Raw genomic sequence first — 16864 nt, 5'->3', positions numbered from 1 at the left:
TGATGCGGAGGGCTCAGCGGCCGCCGTGGCGCGCGATGACCTCGCCGAGCCGGCCGATCGCCTCCGCGATCACCGCGGGGGAGTGGGTGACGAAGCTCAGCCGCATCGTCGAGCGGTCCGGGTCCTCCGCGAAGAACGACCAGCCGGGCAGGTAGGCGACGCCCGCGGCGACCGCGTCCGCGAGCATCTCCTGCGCGTCGTACCCCTCGCCGAGCGCGGCCCACAGGAACATGCCGCCCTCGGGCCGGGTCACGTGCGCGCCCGCGGGCAGCACCGGCGCGAGGGCCTCGGCGAGCGCGTCCCGCCGCTCCCGGTAGACCGCGCTGACCGTCCTCACGTGCGCGTCGAGCTCCGCCGTCTCGAGATACCGGGCGACCATCAGCTGGTCCACCACGGAGGACTGCATCGAGATCGCCGCCTTCGCGACGGCGAGCGTCTCCAGGACCGGCCCTTCGCCGCGGATCCAGCCGATCCGCACGCCCGGGCTCATGAGCTTGCTCATGGAGTTCAGCAGCAGGGTGCGCTCCGCCATGCCGGGGAGCGAGGCGATCGGCGGCATGACGACGCCCGTGAAGGACAGCTCGCCGTAGGGGTCGTCCTCGATGAGGGGGACCTCGTGGCGCAGCAGCACCTCGGCGACCGCGCGACGACGCTCGAGCGGCATCGTCCGGCCCGTCGGGTTCTGGAAGGAGGGGATGAGGTAGACCATCCGCGGGTGATGCGTGCGGATCGCCTCCTCGAGCGCTGCCGGGTCCACGCCGTCGTCGTCCGTCGCGACGCCCACCATCCGCGCGCCGTGCACGGCGAAGGCCTGCACCGCCGCGAGGTAGGTCGGGGACTCCACGAGCACCACGTCACCGGGCTCGAGCAGCGCCTCCGCGACGACGAACAGCCCCTCCTGGGAGCCGGAGGTGACCCGGATCTGCGAGGCGTCGGTGGGCAGGGTGCGGGAGACGCGCCGCGCGGCCTGCACACGCAGCTCGGGCTCGCCCTCGCTCACCCCGTACTGGAGCGCGCGGGACCCCTGGTGGGAGAGCACCCAGTCGTAGGCGGCGGTGACGGTGCCGAGGTCGAACAGCTCCGGGTCCGGGATGCCGCCGGCGAAGGAGACCACGCCGGGTGCGGCGGCGAGGTCGAAGATGCTCTTCAGCGGCGAGGACGCCATACCGGCGTAGCGGCCGGCGACGGGGAAGCGGAACGGGGCGGTGGTCTCGGGCACGGTCATGGTGCCCATGGTTCCACGCCCGGGCGTCCGCGCCGGGCAGGGAGGGCCGACGTGCCGGGACGGCGAAGGGCCCCGGTCGGAACCGGGGCCCTTCGGTGCTGCAGCGAGCGGATGACGGGAATCGAACCCGCGTAATCAGTTTGGAAGACTGAGGCTCTACCATTGAGCTACATCCGCGTGGCCTGCACCGATGCCGTGAGGCGGGGGACAGGCCCGGGCCGTGGGGCGGGCATCTCTCGATGGTCCCGCTCGTGCGGCGAGGCCTATTGAACCAGATCCCGGCGCCCCCGGCCGTGCCGCGCGCCCCGTCGCGGGCATGGGTCTCCTCACAGCGCGGAGGGACGGCGAGCGCGGCCCCGCGCGTGAACCGGTAGTATCTGGCGGGTTGCCCTCCGGGGTGTAGCTCAGCTTGGTAGAGCACCCGCTTTGGGAGCGGGAAGTCGCAGGTTCAAATCCTGTCACCCCGACTCCGCCCGCCGGGTCGCCGCCTGCGGCCGCGCCGGGGGCGCCCGTGACAACACACGTCCTAGACCACCGATGAACAGGGAGACCTGACCAGTGAAGACCGCGTCCGAGAAGCTCGGCCCCACCCGGGTGAAGCTCACCGTCGAGGTGCCGTTCGACGAGCTGAAGCCGGCCGTCGAGGCCGCCACCGTCAAGATCGCCGACCAGGTGCAGATCCCGGGCTTCCGCAAGGGCAAGGTCCCCAGCCGTCTGGTCGAGCAGCGCTTCGGCCGTCCGGCGATCCTGCAGGAGGCCGTCAACGACTCCCTGCCGGACTTCTACCAGAAGGCCGCCGCGGAGGCGGAGATCAAGCCCGTCGGCCGCCCCGAGGTCGAGGTCGTCGAGATCCCCGGCCTGGACGGCAAGGACGAGGGAGACCTCGTCTTCACCGTCGAGCAGGACGTCCGCCCCGAGTTCGATCTCCCGGAGTTCTCCTCCGTCGAGCTCGAGATCGAGGAGCCGACCGTCGACGACGACGCCGTGCAGGTGCGCCTGGACCAGCTCCGCGAGCGCTTCGGCACCCTCGTGGGCGTCGACCGTCCCGCCGCGGACCGCGACTTCGTCTCGCTCGACATGAAGGCCACCATCGAGGGCGAGGAGATCGAGTCCGTCGAGGGCGTCTCGTACCAGATCGGTGAGGGCAACATGCTCGAGGGCCTGGACGAGGCGCTCATCGGCCTCTCCTCCGGCGAGTCCACCACCTTCGTCTCGCAGCTCGCCGGTGGCGACCGCGCGGGCGAGGACGCCCAGATCTCCGTGACCGCGCAGTCCGTCAAGGTGCGCGAGCTCCCCGAGGCCGATGACGAGTTCGCCGAGCTCGCCTCCGAGTTCGACACCATCGACGAGCTCAAGGACGACCTCAAGAAGCAGGCCGAGGCGGACGCCACCTCGAACCGCGTGGGCCTCGCCCGCAACGCGCTCCTCGAGAAGCTCCTCGAGGACCTCGAGATCCCCGTGCCCGAGCAGCTGGTCGAGGACGAGATCCTGTCCCACCTGCAGAACGAGGGCAAGGAGGCGGGCGACCCGCACGCCGAGGAGATCCGCGAGGACACCGTCAAGGCGATCCGGACCCAGTTCCTGCTCGACGAGATCCACGCGACCCGCGAGGTCTCCATCGAGCAGAACGATCTCATGGACTACATGACGCAGCTCTCCGCGCAGTACGGCATCGAGCCGAACCAGCTGCTGCAGATGCTCGCCCAGTCCGGCCAGCTCGAGCAGATCTTCTCCGAGGTCCAGCGCTCCAAGGCCCTCGACGTCGCCCTCTCCGAGGTCGTCGTGAAGAACGAGAAGGGCGAGGTCCTCGACCTGGGCCTGGCGAAGGCCGAGGAGTCCGCCGAGTCCGAGGACGCCGCCGCTGCCGACGAGGCCGCTGAGGAGAAGGCGCCCGCGAAGAAGGCCCCGGCCAAGAAGGCTCCGGCCAAGAAGGCTCCCGCGAAGAGAGCCCCGGCGAAGAAGGCCGCCGCTGCCGACGCCGAGGAGCCGGCCGCCGCCGACGCCGCCGAGAAGAAGCCCGCCGCCAAGAAGGCCCCGGCCAAGAAGGCGCCCGCCAAGAAGGCGCCGGCCAAGAAGGCCGCCGAGGCGACCGAGGCCACCGAGGCCGAGTGATCACCGCTCGCTGACCCGCCGCGCGCGGGCTCCGCGAGCACAGGAACGGGCCGTCACCCTCCGGGGTGGCGGCCCGTTCCGTCGTCCCGGCGGCCGTGGCAGACTCGGGGCCCACCGCCACGAGGAGGAACGGGATGGGTACGGTCGTCTGGGGATTCACCGCATCGATCGACGGTTTCCTCGCCTCCCCCGGTCACGACATGAGCTGGCTCGAGGAGATCGCCGCGCGCGAGGCCGCCGCCCCGGAGCCCGAGGGGCCCGATCTGACCGCGACACTTGCGGCGCCGGTCGCGGTGATCATCTCCGGGCGCCGCGGCTACGACGCCGCCCTCGCCCAGCGGGAGACCCGCGGGGAGCTGACCTCCGAGGCGTACGGCGGGGCGTGGTCCGGGACGGAGATCATCCTGACCCACCGGCCCGAGGAGCTCGCCGGGGACGACACGGTCCTCGCCTGGGACTGCGACGTCCGGGAGGCGCTGCGGCGGGCGCAGGAGATCGCCGGCGAGGGCGAGATCCAGATCATCAGCGCGGACATCGCGCGGCAGGCGCTCGAGGCGGGTCTCGTCGACGAGATCCAGGTGATGTGCGCGCCCGTCCTGCTGGGGGACGGGACCCGTCTGTTCGAGGTCCCGGGCGGGCGCCGCGTCGACGTGCAGCTCGTGGGGCCGATCCCCGGGGCGGAGCGGGCGTTCGGCCGCGTGTATCGACCGCTGCGCCGGTGAGCCCGACGGGGGCGGGGCATGTGCTCGCCCGTCCCTCGTGGATGTCCCGTGCACCTGTCCCACGGGACCTGCCCGCACGACGGAGGACCCGGCCCCCGCAGCTGCGGGGACCGGGTCCTCTCGGTGGTGATCGGCGGCGCGGTGGCCGCGCGGATCAGCGGTAGGTGACGAAGCCCTTGGGGGAGCCCCAGATGTCGCGCTCGACGACCTGCTGCTTCGAGCCGGAGGCGTCGATGATGCGGCCGTTGCCGACGTAGATCGCGACGTGGCCCGAGTAGACGACGAGGTCGCCCGCCTGGGCCTCGGACTGGGAGATCCAGCGGCCGCCGGAGCCCTGCGCGCTGCTGGAGTGGGGCAGCGAGATGCCGGCAGCCTTGTAGGCGTACTGGGTCAGGCCGGAGCAGTCGAAGCCCTCGCTCGGGGAGTTGCCGGCCCAGGTGTACCGGGTGCCGATGACGGAGCGGGCGCGGTCCACGATCGAGCTGGAGGAGCTGGAAGAGCTCGAGGTGCTGGCGGAGGCGCCGGAGGTGCGGATCGACTCGCCGCCGTTGAGGGACGCGCGGGTCTTGGAGCCCACGACGCCGTCCACGGCCAGGCCGTGCTCGCTCTGGTACTCGCGCACCGCGGAGTTGGTCTTCTTGCCGAAGACGCCGTCCTCGGCGAGGTTCGCGCCGTTGTCGTTGAGGGCGCTCTGCAGGTCCTCGACGGCGTTGCCGCGGTCGCCGGAGCGCAGCTTCTGGGTGCTGGTGAGCTTCGCGGCGGAGGCCTCGGTGGGCGCGGCGGGGGCCGCGGTGGCGGCGGCAGGGGCGGCCGGCGCGGCGGGGGTCGCGTTGGCGGCGGTGCCGGCGAAGGCGGTGCCGACGAGGACGGTGCCGAGGACGGCGGCGCCGCCGAGACCGCGGGCGGCGCGGTTCGCGGAGACGAGGGGGGTGACGGCGCGGCCGGCGGCGCGGTGCGAGTTGTGCTGAGCCATGATGAGCAGTGGTTCCTTCCGACCCCGAGCGGATCGGGGGTACGTGCAGTACGTCGTGCATCCCAGGGCGGTGGCGCTCCGTGGGGGGGCGGTACCAACGTAGGGGTGGGGGACAGCCCGGGGTAGTGGTCTTGAAGCACCTCGTCCGGGTCCTTGCCCGGAGCTTTACCCGGAAACAGTCAAGGTGACCGAAACGGGGGGAGGCTTGACCATCGGGAAGGGTGTGAACCACATCCGCGGCGCCCCGCGAGGGGATTTCGGGGCCTCGCCCCTCGGCTGCCGACGAGTGTGCGCCCGCGGCGAACAGCACCCCGGAGGCCCCGGGGCACCGCCTAGAGTCGACCCCATCGCACCACCCGCCACGAAGGAGACACCCGTGACCTCCCAGAGCACCGAGAACCGGCCCCGTGCCGCGGCCGGGGACTACCCCCTGGGCCTCGACGACAACGTCTACCAGCGCCTGCTGCGCGAGCGCATCGTCTGGCTGGGCTCCGAGGTCCGCGACGAGAACGCCAACGCGATCTGCGCGAAGATGCTGCTCCTCGCCGCCGAGGACCCCGAGAAGGACATCTACCTCTACATCAACAGCCCCGGCGGCTCCATCACCGCGGGCATGGCCATCTACGACACGATGCAGTTCATCCAGCCCGACGTCGTGACCGTGGCCATGGGCATGGCGGCGTCGATGGGGCAGTTCCTGCTGTCCTCCGGCACGCCCGGCAAGCGATACGCGACCCCGCACACGCGCGTGCTCCTGCACCAGCCGCTCGGCGGCCTGGGCGGCACCGCCTCGGAGATCAAGATCCAGGCCGAGCTCATCCTCTCCATGAAGCAGCAGATGGCCGAGCTGACGGCGCAGCAGACGGGCAAGTCCCTCGAGCAGGTCACCGCCGACGCCGACCGCGACCACTGGTTCACCGCGCCGGAGGCCCTCGAGTACGGCTTCATCGACCAGATCGTCACCCGCGCCGGCGACGTCACGGGCGGCGGCGGCACCGAGGGCTGATCCCCTCGGCGCCTCCTGCGCCTCCTGCGTCCTCTCCGACCCACTCGACCTCACCTCATCAGGAGAACCCGTGACCTTCGATCCCCGCCTCGCCGGCTTCGCCCAGGCCGGCCCGATGCCCACCAGCCGGTACGTGCTGCCCCAGTACGAGGAGCGCACCGCCTACGGCTTCAAGCGCCAGGACCCGTACACCAAGCTCTTCGAGGACCGCATCATCTTCCTCGGCGTGCAGGTGGACGACGCCTCGGCCGACGACGTCATGGCGCAGCTGCTCGTCCTGGAGTCCCAGGACCCCGACCGTGACATCACGCTCTACATCAACAGCCCCGGCGGCTCCTTCACGGCGCTGACGGCCATCTACGACACGATGCAGTACATCAAGCCGGACATCACCACGGTGTGCCTCGGCCAGGCCGCCTCCGCGGCCGCCGTGCTGCTCGCCGCCGGCAGCCCCGGCAAGCGCCTCGCGCTGCCCAACGCCCGCATCCTCATCCACCAGCCCGCCATGGGCGGCCAGGGCGGCGGCGGTCAGGCCTCGGACATCGAGATCCAGGCCAACGAGATCCTGCGCATGCGCGAGTGGCTCGAGCAGACCCTCGCCCATCACACGGGACGCGCCGCCGAGGAGATCAGCCGCGACATCGAGCGCGACAAGATCCTCACCGCCGCGAGCGCACGCGACTACGGCCTGGTCGACCAGGTCCTCGCGAGCCGCAAGGACGTGCCGGGCCAGATCGCCCGCTGATCCGGACGCGCGGCCCCGACCTCCCCCGCGGAGGTCGGGGCCGCGCGCCTCCGTCCCCGCCCGGCCGTGCTGGGCTACCGTGGTCCAGGCGGTCCTGGCCCGCACCGGAACTTCCCCCCCCGAGACCCCACCGCTCCCCGTCGGGAGAGAAAGAGGACGGTCATGGCGCGCACGAGCGACGGAGCCGACGTGTTCAAGTGCTCCTTCTGCGGCAAGTCGCAGAAGCAGGTGGAGCGGCTGATCTCGGGCCCGCAGGTGTACATCTGCGAGGAATGCATCGAGCTGTGCAACGAGATCATCGCCGAGGAGATCCAGGCCGCGCAGCCCGCTCCCGAGAAGCAGGAGCCGCTGCCGTCCCCGAAGGAGATCTTCGACTTCCTCGAGCAGTTCGTGGTGGGGCAGGAGCCGGCCAAGCGCTCCCTCGCGGTCGCCGTCTACAACCACTACAAGCGGGTGCGCGCCCAGGAGGCCCAGGCCGCCGCCGGTCCCGCGCCGGCCGGCAAGGGCGGTCGCCCCGGACCCGCCGCGGTCCATGCGGAGGAGGACGGCGAGGCCGAGGCGCCGGACGAGCTCGACGGCGTCGAGGTCGCGAAGTCCAACGTGATGATCGTGGGCCCCACCGGCTGCGGCAAGACCTACCTCGCCCAGACCCTCGCCCGGATGCTCGACGTCCCCTTCGCGATGGCGGACGCGACCGCCCTCACCGAGGCCGGGTACGTGGGCGAGGACGTCGAGAACATCCTGCTCAAGCTCCTCCAGGCCGCCGACTACGACGTCGAGAAGGCGCAGCGCGGCATCATCTACATCGACGAGGTCGACAAGATCGGCCGCAAGGCGGAGAACCCGTCGATCACGCGCGACGTCTCCGGCGAGGGCGTGCAGCAGGCGCTGCTGAAGATCCTCGAGGGCACGGTCGCCGCGGTGCCGCCGCAGGGCGGCCGCAAGCACCCCCACCAGGACTTCATCCAGATCGACACGACGAACGTGCTGTTCATCGTCGCCGGCGCGTTCGCGGGCATCGAGGACATCATCGGCAACCGGATCGGTCGCCGCGGCATCGGCTTCGGCGCGGACCTCCACACCCCCATGGAGCAGGAGCAGATCTACGGCGAGCTGCTGCCGGAGGACCTCCTGAAGTTCGGGCTGATCCCCGAGTTCATCGGCCGCCTGCCCGTGATCACGAGCGTCTCGAACCTGGACCGCGAGGCCCTCATCTCGATCCTCACCGAGCCCCGCAACGCGCTCGCCCGCCAGTACCAGAAGATGTTCCGCCTGGACGGCGTGGAGCTCGACTTCGACCGCGGCGCCCTCGAGGCGATCGCGGAGAAGGCGATCGCCCGCGGCACCGGCGCCCGCGGACTGCGGGCGATCCTCGAGGAGTCGCTGCAGCCGGTCATGTTCGAGGTCCCCTCCCGGGACGACGTCGCCAAGGTGGTCATCACCGAGGGCGTCATCACCGAGGGGCGGCCCCCGCTCATGCTCACCACCTCGGAGGCCGAGCGCGACGAGGCGGGCGACCGCCGCGATCGGAGCGCCTGATGGCCGAGGCCCCCACCGCGCCGGGCTCGGACCCGGAGGACGTCGCCCGGGCGCGTGAGGTGCTCGCGCTCGAGCGGCGCAGCATCGACAACATCGACGCCGCGCTCGTGCATCTCCTGGCCGAGCGCTTCTCGCACACGCAGCGTGTGGGCCGGCTGAAGGCCGAGCACGGCCTGCCGCCGGCGGATCCCAGCCGCGAGCAGGCCCAGATCGACCGCCTGCGGGCGCTCGCGGACGACGCCGGCCTCGACCCGACCTTCGCGGAGGCGTTCCTGCGCTTCATCGTCACCGAGGTCATCCGCCACCACGAGCGGATCCGCGAGGAGGAGGCGGGCGCCCCGTCGGGCGACGAGGTCTGAGCCCTCGACCGCTGATCCCCGGCCGGGCCGTCGTGACCCCCCGCCGGTCATCGGACTGTTAGCATCGATCCCATGGCTCGACCTGTGCTCCTGAACTGGCCGGTGCTGCGCCAGCTGCGCGGCGCCGATCGGACGGGCCGCGGCGTCGCGGTGATGTCGCCGGTGACCCGCGCCACCACGCCGCGCACCGCTACGGCGGACGGCATGACCGAGAGCGTCTGCCCCTACTGCGCGGTGGGCTGCAGCCAGCGGGTCTACCATCGTGACGGCAAGGTCGTGCATATCGAGGGCAACCCCGACTCGCCGGTCTCCCGCGGCCGGCTCTGCCCCAAGGGCGCCGCGAGCGAGCAGCTCGTCAACTCCCCGCTGCGGCAGACGACGGTGCGCTATCGCGCCCCCTACGCGAGCGACTGGCAGGACCTCGACCTCGACACCGCGGTGGACATGATCGCGGACCGCTTCCTCGAGGCGCGCCGGAACCACTGGCAGGACGAGGACGAGCACGGCCATCCGCTGCGGCGGACGATGGGCATCGCGAGCCTCGGCGGCGCGACCATCGACAACGAGGAGAACTACCTCGCGAAGAAGTTCTTCACCGCCGCGGGCGCCATCCAGATGGAGAATCAGGCGCGCATATGACACTCCGCGACGGTTCCCGGTCTGGGAGCCTCGTTCGGACGCGGCGGCGCGACGCAGTCGGTGCAGGACATCGCGAACGCTGATTGCATCGTCATCGAGGGATCCAACATGGCGGAGGCGCACCCGGTCGCCTTCCAGTGGGTCATGGAGGCGAAGAAGCGCGGCGCGCGCGTGATCCACGTGGACCCGCGGTTCACCCGCACCTCCGCCAACGCGGACCGCCACGTGCCGATCCGCACGGGCACCGACGTCGTGCTGCTGGGCGGGCTGATCCGCCACGTGCTCGAGAACGACCTGTGGTTCGAGGAGTACGTGCGGCTGTTCACGAACGCCTCGACGATCCTCTCCGAGGAGTACGCGGACGCCGAGGACGGCGAGGGCCTGTTCTCCGGCTACGACCCGGAGACCGGCACCTATGACAACGCGACCTGGGCGTACGCGGGCGAGCACGAGCAGGTGCGGCGCGGCCTGCCCGAGCGGGACGAGTCCCTGCAGCACCCGCGCAGCGTCTTCCAGGTGCTGAAGCGCCACTACGCCCGGTACACCCCGGAGATGGTGGAGGCCACCTGCGGCATCTCGCCGGAGGACTTCGCCTACCTCGCGGAGTCGATCACCTCCGCCTCCGGCCGCGAGCGCACCACCTGCTTCGTCTACGCGCTGGGCTGGACCCAGCACCAGGGCGGCGCGCAGATGATCCGCACCGCGGGCGTGCTGCAGCTCCTGCTCGGGAACGTGGGCCGGCCCGGCTCCGGGATCATGGCGATGCGCGGCCACGCCACGATCCAGGGCTCCACGGACATCCCGACGCTCTACCACATCCTCCCCGGCTACCTGCCGATGCCGAAGGCCGGTCAGGACGACTTCCGGGAGTACGTCGACGCGATCGGCCACAAGGAGCAGAAGGGCTTCTGGGCGAACGCGGAGACATACACGGTGAACCTGCTGAAGGCCTGGTGGGGTGACGCGGCGACCGCCGAGAACGACTGGGCCTACGACTACCTGCCGAAGCTGACCGGCGCCCACGGCACCTACCAGACGACGATGCGGATGCTCGAGGACGGGGTCGACGGCTTCTTCCTGCTGGGCCAGAACCCGGCGGTGGGCTCCGCGAACGGGCGGCTCCAGCGGGAGGCGATGAGCCACCTCAAGTGGCTCGTGGTGCGCGACTTCCACATGATCGAGTCGGCGACCTTCTGGAAGGACGGCCCGGAGATCGAGACCGGGGAGATGCGCACCGAGGACATCGGCACCGAGGTCTTCTTCCTGCCCGCCGCGAACCACACCGAGAAGGCCGGCTCCTTCACGCAGACCCAGCGCATGGTCCAGTGGCGCGACAAGGCCGTCGACCCGCCGGGCGATGCCCGCAGCGAGCTGGACTTCCTCTACGAGCTGGGCCGGCGCGTGCGCGAGAAGCTCGCCGGCTCCACCGACCCGCGGGACCGGCCGCTGCTCGACCTCACCTGGGACTACCCGACGGACGAGCACGGCGAGGTCGAGGCGGAGGCGGTGCTCGCGGAGATCAACGGCCGCCACCTCACGGGGGAGAAGGCCGGGCAGCCGCTCTCCGCCTTCGCGGAGATGACGGCCGACGGCTCGACCGACGGCGGCTGCTGGATCTACGCCGGCGTCTTCGCTGACGGCGTCAACCAGGCCCGCCGCCGCACCCCCGGCGCCGAGCAGGACGAGATCGCCGCGGACTGGGGCTGGGCATGGCCCGCGAACCGCCGGATCCTCTACAACCGCGCCTCCGCGGACGCCGAGGGCAGGCCGTGGAGCGAGCGCAAGAAGCTCGTGTGGTGGGACGAGGAGCAGGGCCACTGGGTCGGGGACGACGTCCCCGACTTCCCGGCGACGAAGCGCCCCGACGATCCCGGCGAGCCGGGGAAGGGCGGCGCCGCGGCGCTGGCCGGCACCGACGCCTTCATCATGCAGGCCGACGGCCGCGGCTGGCTCTTCGCCCCGACCGGCCTGGTCGACGGACCCCTGCCCACGCACTACGAGGCGCCCGAGTCCACGGTCCCGAACCCGCTGTACCTCCAGCAGTCCAACCCGACCCGGGTGGGATTCAAGGCGGGGGAGGACAACCTCAACTCGCCCGGCGCCCTGGGCCTCGGCGGGCGCGTATACCCGTACGTGTTCACGACCTACCGCATCACCGAGCACCACACGGCGGGCGGCATGAGCCGCTTCCTGCCCTACCTCTCCGAGCTGCAGCCCGAGCTGTACATGGAGGTCTCCCCGGAGCTCGCCGCCGAGGTCGGCCTCGAGCCGTACGGCTGGGCGACGGTGATCTCCGCCCGCTCCGCGATCGAGACGAAGGTCCTGGTCACCGAGCGGATGACGCCCCTGCGGATCGGGGACCGCACGATCCACCAGGTGGGCCTGCCCTACCACTGGGCCCGCGGGGACCAGGCGATCGTCACGGGCGACGGGGTCAACGACCTCATCGGCATGAACCTCGACGCCAACACCCAGATCCAGAACTCCAAGAACAACGCGTGCGCGATCCGGCCGGGGCGCCGCCCGCGCGGCCCCGCGCTGCTCGAGCTCGTCGAGGAGTACCGTCGCCGGGCGGGCATCGTGGACGCCGAGCACCACGTGCTCGAGCGACCGGAGACCCCGCGCGACGCGCAGCTCGACCCGACCGACGAGTCCGTCGCGCACCACGCGCGCGGACCGGAGGAGGCGCCCGCCGTGCCCGTCGCCCAGCCGTCCCAGCGCGAGATGAGGAACCGATGACCCCGCCGCTGCCGCCCCTGCTCGCCGGACCGGAGGGCCCCGCGGCCGATGCCGGCTGGGGCGCCGGTACGGAGCGCAAGGGGTTCTTCACCGACACGTCGATCTGCATCGGCTGCAAGGCCTGTGAGGTCGCCTGCAAGGAGTGGAACCGCAACCCGGTCGACGGCGACCTCGAGATCCTCGGCTCGAGCTACGACAACACGGGCGCCCTCGGTGCGAACACCTGGCGCCACGTGGCCTTCGTCGAGCAGACCAAGGACCGCATCGAGGAGGCCCGCGAGTCCGGCCGGAAGCTCGTGAGCCTCGGGATGCCGAGCATCGGCCCCAAGGAGCGGGCGGTGCCCGCCGCGGGAGCGGACACGACGCCGCCGGACACCCCCGAGTTCCGCTGGCTCATGTCCTCGGACGTGTGCAAGCACTGCACGAACGCGGGCTGCCTGGACGTGTGCCCCACGGGCGCGATCTTCCGCTCCGAGTTCGGATCGGTCGTCGTGCAGTCCGACGTCTGCAACGGCTGCGGCACCTGCGTGGGCGCCTGTCCCTTCGGCGTCATCGAGCGTCGCGACGACGGCACCGTCTCCGCGAAGGTGGACCGCGAGGAGCCCGTCCCGCACCGCGGCACGGCGAACAAGTGCACGCTCTGCTACGACCGGCTCGTGGACGGCGAGCAGCCCGCCTGCTCCGCCACCTGCCCCACCCAGTCGATCACCTTCGGCGACCGCGAGGACCTCGTCGAGGAGGCCCGGGACCGGCTCGCGCAGATGCACTCCCAGGGCCGCACCGAGGCCCGGCTCTACGGCGCGAACAGCGCCGACGGCGTGGGCGGCACCGGCTCGGTGTTCCTGCTTCTGGACGAGCCCGAGGTCTACGGCCTCCCGCCGGACCCGCAGGTCCCCACGAAGGACATGCCGATGATGATGCGGCAGGTGGGCGTCGCCGCGCTCGGCATGGCCGCCGCGACGGCCCTCGCCTTCCTGGGGGCACGCCGATGACCCTCACGCCCTTCGACGCGGACCGCCCGCCCGAGCGCCCGCGCCGCCGCCGTCGGCCGGCCTCCTCCGGCAGCACCGAAGGCCGGCGCCCGCTCGACGCCGCCGGGAAGCGCCGCGGCGCGGGAGCGGATGCCGGCGACCGCGAGATGTCCCTCGTGGGGGACATGGAGTTCGAGTCCTACTACGGGCGGCCCATCGTCAAGGCGCCGCCGTGGGAGGAGCCGATCGCGCTGTACCTGTTCGTGGGCGGCGTCGCCGGCGGCTCCGGCCTGCTGGCGCTCGGCGCGCACGCGAGCGGTCGCCCCGGCCTGCGCCGCGCGGCCCGGCTCACGGCCCTCGGCGCGATCGGGGTGGGCACCCCGGCCCTGGTCGTCGACCTCGGCCGCCCGGAGCGCTTCCTCAACATGATGCGCACCGTGAAGATCACAAGCTTCATGAGCATGGGCACCTGGATCCTCTCCGCCTCCGGAGCGGTCGCGGGCGTGAGCGCCCTCATCGAGGTGGACCGCCTGAGCAGGGAGCGGCTGCCGCTGGGCCCGCTGCGCCCCGCTCTGCACGCTCTCGACACGCCCGCCGCGATCGCCCAGGCGGGCACCGGCGCGCTGCTCGCCACCTACACCGGCGGCCTGCTCGGGGACACGGCCGTGCCCACCTGGTCCGCCGGCCGGCACGACCTGCCGCTGCTGTTCGGCTCCTCGGCGACCCTCGCCTCCGCGGGCGCCGCCCTCGTCCTCGCCCCGGGAACCGAGCTGGGGCCCGCACGGGCCCTCGCCGCGGCGGGCGTCGCGGGGGACCTGCTGAGCATGCACCGCATGAAGGCGTCGATGCACCCGCTCGAGGCGGAGCCGCTCGAGACCGGCCGGGCGGGGCGCCGCCTGCGCTGGGCGGAGCGGCTCGCCGTGGCCGGCGGCGTGGGGGCCGTGGCCTCCGGGCTGCTGTCCGCGGGCGCGGGCACCGGCGTGGGGCGCTCCCGGGTCCGGACGGCCGGTCGGGTGCTCACGGCCGCGAGCGGCCTCGCCCTGCTGGGCGCCTCCGCGCTCACCCGCTTCGGCGTGCTCGAGGCGGGGCTCGAGTCGGTGAAGGATCCCCGCCGCGTGGTCGAGCCGCAGAAGGCGCGGCTCGCGGCCCGACGGGCGGCCGGCACGTTCGACGACTCGATCACCACCGGCGCCTGAGCCCGCGCCCGGTGCCGCGGCGCGGCACCACGGCGGGTCAGCGCACGCGGATCCCGGAGCCCTCCACGGTCTCTCCGATCACCGGGTAGCCGGGGACCTCGCCGATCACGAGCAGCCCGCCCGAGGTCTGGGCGTCCGCGAGCAGAAGCAGGTCCTCCTCGGTGCGGCCGGCGTCGGCCGTGACATGGGGGCGCACCCAGTCGAGGTTCCGTCGGGTGCCGCCGGAGACGAAGCCGTCCCGCAGCGCCTCGGCGGCGCCGTCCACGAGCGGCACCGCGGAGCGGTCGACCACGGCGCCCACCCCGGAGGCCCGGGCCATCTTGTGCAGGTGCCCCAGCAGGCCGAAGCCCGTCACGTCCGTCGCGGCGCGCGCCCCGGCCTCGAGCGCGGCGAGCGAGGCGTCGCGGTTCAGCTGCGTCATCGTCGCGATCGCCGCCTCGAACACCTCGCCGGTGCTCTTGTGGCGGTTGTTCAGCAGGCCCACGCCGATCGGCTTGGTCAGCGTGATCGGCAGGCCGGCCTCCGCGGCGTCGTTGCGCAGCAGGCGCTCCGGGTCCCCGATGCCCGTGACGGCCATGCCGTACTTGGGCTCGGGATCGTCCACGCTGTGCCCGCCGATCACCGGGACCCCCGCCTCCTGGCCCACGGCGAGGCCGCCGCTGAGCACCTCGCGGAGCAGGTCGAAGGGGAGCACGTCCCGCGGCCAGCCCACGAGGTTGATCGCGACGACGGGGGTGCCGCCCATCGCGTAGACGTCGGAGAGCGCGTTCGCGGCGGCGATGCGACCCCAGTCGTAGGGGTCGTCGACGACGGGGGTGAAGAAGTCCGCGGTGGAGAGCACCGCCCGGCCGCCGTCGATCCGCACCGCGGCCGCGTCGTCGCCGTCCTCGAGCCCCACGACCACCTGCTCGTAGGACTGCCCGGCGAGACCCGCTACGACCTCCTCGAGCTCGCCCGGCGGGATCTTGCATGCGCACCCGCCGCCGTGGGCCATCGTCGTCAGACGGACGGCCGGGGCCGACGGCGCCGACGGGGCGGGGGAGGAGGCAGGAGAAGAAGCTGGGGCGTCGCTGCTCGTCATGCTCCCGAGTCTAGGCCTGCCCGTGGACAGGGGGGGGCGAGCAGAGGAGCGGAACGCCCGGCCCGGACCCGGCGGGCATGCGTGGGGCTCCCAGGCGGCGCCCGTATCCTCCTCGCGTCGGGACACTCCTCGGCACCTGCGCCCCGCGCAGCCGCGATGGCGCCACCGGCGTCCCACCGAAGGCAGGTGCCCGATGACGGCCCTCACCCCCGCCCGAGCCACCGCCCCTCCCGGCGCCCCCACCATCGGCGCAGCCGGGACCGGCCAGATCGATGCCTCCTCGTTCCCTCCGCAGCTGCGTGCCTTCGTGGAGGTCTCCCGGCTGGTGAAGGCGGAGGGTCTGCTCGAGCGCGCCCGCGGCTACTACGCCGTGGTCGGCGTGGTGCTCGCGCTCGCGCTCGCCGCGTGCGGCGCGGGGATGATCCTGCTGGGGGAGAGCTGGTGGCAGCTGCTGATCGCCGCCGCCCTCGGCGTGATCTGCACCCAGATCGCCTTCGTCGCCCATGAGGCCGGGCATCGTCAGGTTCTCGCCGGCGGGCGCGCGAACACCCGGCTCGCGCGGCTGCTGGCCGGCGTGGTGGGCCTCAGCTTCAGCTGGTGGGACTCCAAGCACTCCCGTCACCACGGCAACCCCAACCAGGTGGGCAAGGACCCGGACATCGAGGTGGACACGATCTCGTTCCTCCCGTCGGACGCCGCCGAGGCCCGCGGCCTGCGGCGCTGGATCACCCGGCGCCAGGGCTGGCTGTTCTTCCCCCTGCTCACCCTTGAGGGTCTGAACCTCCACCTGCACAGCGCCCGTCACCTGCTCTCCCGCCGCCCCACGACGCGCCGCTTCACCGAGATGGCGCTCATCCTGGGGCGCACGGCCGTGCTCGCCGTGCCCGCCTTCCTGCTGCTGCCGCCGCTCATGGCGGTCGCCTTCCTCGCGGTCCAGGTGGCCGTGTTCGGCGTGTGCATGGGGGCGTCCTTCGCCCCGAACCACAAGGGGATGCCGGTCGTGGCGCCCTCGGCCCGCCTCGACTTCTTCTCCAAGCAGGTGCGCACCTCCCGCAACATCGCCGGCGGATGGTGGGCCACGCTGCTCTACGGCGGCCTGAACTACCAGATCGAGCACCATCTGTTCCCGTCGATGCCGCGCCCGCACCTCGCGCGGGCCCGCGAGATCGTGCGCGAGCACTGCGCCCGGCTCGAGGTCCCCTACGCGGAGGTCCCGCTGCACCGCTCCTACCTCATCGTGGTGCGCCACCTCAACGAGGTCGGCCTCGCCGCCCGCGACCCCTTCGAGTGCCCGATGCTCGGCGCGCGCTGAGCGCTGAGCGCCGGGCGCCGGATGCCGGGCGCTCCCGCGGGGAGCGATAGTCTTCCCGAGGGACGGGATGCCCGGCGCGAGTCGACGGCCTCGTCCCAGGGAGGCGTCCGTGTCCTGGTGGGCGCCGTGGTCTTCAAAACCATCGAGCCCGAGCATCTCGGGCTGGCGGGTTCGATTCCCGTCCGCCTCCGCCAGTCCGGGCCGCGTGCCCGGTCCATCCCGCCGGGTCCGGCCCGGCCGTGCGA

At 72.5% G+C, this 16864-nt stretch carries 13 protein-coding genes and 3 tRNA genes; 12 read left to right on the top strand and 4 right to left on the bottom strand.

Annotated elements, in window-relative coordinates; translation table 11 throughout:
- Nucleotides 1–13 precede the first annotated feature (13 nt).
- Nucleotides 14–1225: a PLP-dependent aminotransferase family protein gene (locus C1N80_RS14115; RefSeq protein ID WP_137771355.1), complete on the bottom strand. Its 1212-nt coding sequence runs from the start codon at nt 1223–1225 to the stop codon at nt 14–16.
- Nucleotides 1226–1331: 106 nt separating this feature from the next.
- Nucleotides 1332–1402 (bottom strand) — tRNA-Gly (locus tag C1N80_RS14110).
- 216 nt (nt 1403–1618) lie between these two features.
- Between C1N80_RS14110 and C1N80_RS14105 the strand changes: the two genes are divergently transcribed.
- From C1N80_RS14105 to C1N80_RS14095, 3 genes are all read left to right on the top strand, one after another.
- A tRNA-Pro gene (locus C1N80_RS14105) sits at nt 1619–1692 on the top strand.
- 91 nt (nt 1693–1783) lie between these two features.
- Nucleotides 1784–3337 carry a trigger factor gene (gene tig, locus C1N80_RS14100; protein WP_137771354.1) on the top strand — a complete coding sequence of 518 codons (1554 nt, stop codon included), beginning with the start codon at nt 1784–1786 and terminating at the stop codon, nt 3335–3337.
- Nucleotides 3338–3471: 134 nt separating this feature from the next.
- Entirely contained in the window at nt 3472–4059 is a 588-nt protein-coding gene (locus C1N80_RS14095) for a dihydrofolate reductase family protein (RefSeq protein WP_137771353.1), read from the top strand.
- Between the two features lie 154 nt (nt 4060–4213).
- Here the strand turns inward: C1N80_RS14095 and C1N80_RS14090 are convergent, their stop codons facing one another.
- Nucleotides 4214–5032, bottom strand: a complete 819-nt coding sequence (locus C1N80_RS14090; protein WP_137771352.1) for a C40 family peptidase — start codon at nt 5030–5032, stop codon at nt 4214–4216.
- Between the two features lie 376 nt (nt 5033–5408).
- Here C1N80_RS14090 and C1N80_RS14085 point away from each other — a divergent pair, with 376 nt between their 5' ends.
- The 7 genes from C1N80_RS14085 to nrfD all read left to right on the top strand — a co-directional run bounded on the left by C1N80_RS14085 (nt 5409) and on the right by nrfD (nt 14226).
- Nucleotides 5409–6038: an ATP-dependent Clp protease proteolytic subunit gene (locus C1N80_RS14085; RefSeq protein WP_137771351.1), complete on the top strand. Its 630-nt coding sequence runs from the start codon at nt 5409–5411 to the stop codon at nt 6036–6038.
- Between the two features lie 115 nt (nt 6039–6153).
- Entirely contained in the window at nt 6154–6783 is a 630-nt protein-coding gene (locus C1N80_RS14080) for an ATP-dependent Clp protease proteolytic subunit (RefSeq protein WP_137771777.1), read from the top strand.
- 162 nt (nt 6784–6945) lie between these two features.
- Nucleotides 6946–8322: an ATP-dependent Clp protease ATP-binding subunit ClpX gene (clpX, locus tag C1N80_RS14075; RefSeq protein ID WP_137771350.1), complete on the top strand. Its 1377-nt coding sequence runs from the start codon at nt 6946–6948 to the stop codon at nt 8320–8322.
- A complete protein-coding gene (locus C1N80_RS14070) occupies nt 8322–8681 on the top strand; it encodes a chorismate mutase (protein ID WP_137771349.1) in 360 nt (119 codons plus the stop codon). Before clpX ends, C1N80_RS14070 begins: the two co-directional genes overlap by 1 nt.
- A gap of 72 nt (nt 8682–8753) precedes the next feature.
- Entirely contained in the window at nt 8754–12059 is a 3306-nt protein-coding gene (gene fdnG, locus C1N80_RS14060; protein WP_205750648.1) for a formate dehydrogenase-N subunit alpha, read from the top strand.
- On the top strand, nt 12056–13051 hold the full coding sequence (locus tag C1N80_RS14055; protein ID WP_137771346.1) for a 4Fe-4S dicluster domain-containing protein: 996 nt from the start codon (nt 12056–12058) through the stop codon (nt 13049–13051). Before fdnG ends, C1N80_RS14055 begins: the two co-directional genes overlap by 4 nt.
- Nucleotides 13048–14226 carry an NrfD/PsrC family molybdoenzyme membrane anchor subunit gene (gene nrfD, locus C1N80_RS14050; RefSeq protein ID WP_137771345.1) on the top strand — a complete coding sequence of 393 codons (1179 nt, stop codon included), beginning with the start codon at nt 13048–13050 and terminating at the stop codon, nt 14224–14226. The genes C1N80_RS14055 and nrfD overlap by 4 nt, the downstream gene beginning before the upstream one ends.
- 37 nt (nt 14227–14263) lie before the next feature.
- Here the strand turns inward: nrfD and selD are convergent, their stop codons facing one another.
- Complete coding sequence (gene selD, locus C1N80_RS14045) at nt 14264–15220, bottom strand: selenide, water dikinase SelD (RefSeq protein ID WP_240811317.1); 957 nt, start codon at nt 15218–15220, stop codon at nt 14264–14266.
- Between the two features lie 280 nt (nt 15221–15500).
- Between selD and C1N80_RS14040 the strand changes: the two genes are divergently transcribed.
- Both C1N80_RS14040 and C1N80_RS14035 read left to right on the top strand, forming a co-directional pair.
- The gene (locus C1N80_RS14040; RefSeq protein WP_137771343.1) at nt 15501–16619 is read left to right on the top strand and encodes an acyl-CoA desaturase; all 1119 of its coding nucleotides are present in this window, start codon (nt 15501–15503) and stop codon (nt 16617–16619) included.
- Nucleotides 16620–16718: 99 nt separating this feature from the next.
- Nucleotides 16719–16813 (top strand) — tRNA-Sec (locus C1N80_RS14035).
- The last annotated feature ends 51 nt before the right edge of the window (nt 16814–16864 follow it).

The sequence above is a fragment of the Brachybacterium sp. SGAir0954 genome (assembly GCF_005490785.1).
Lineage (GTDB): Bacteria > Actinomycetota > Actinomycetes > Actinomycetales > Dermabacteraceae > Brachybacterium > Brachybacterium rhamnosum.
This window is presented reverse-complemented; position numbering and strand designations above follow the sequence as displayed.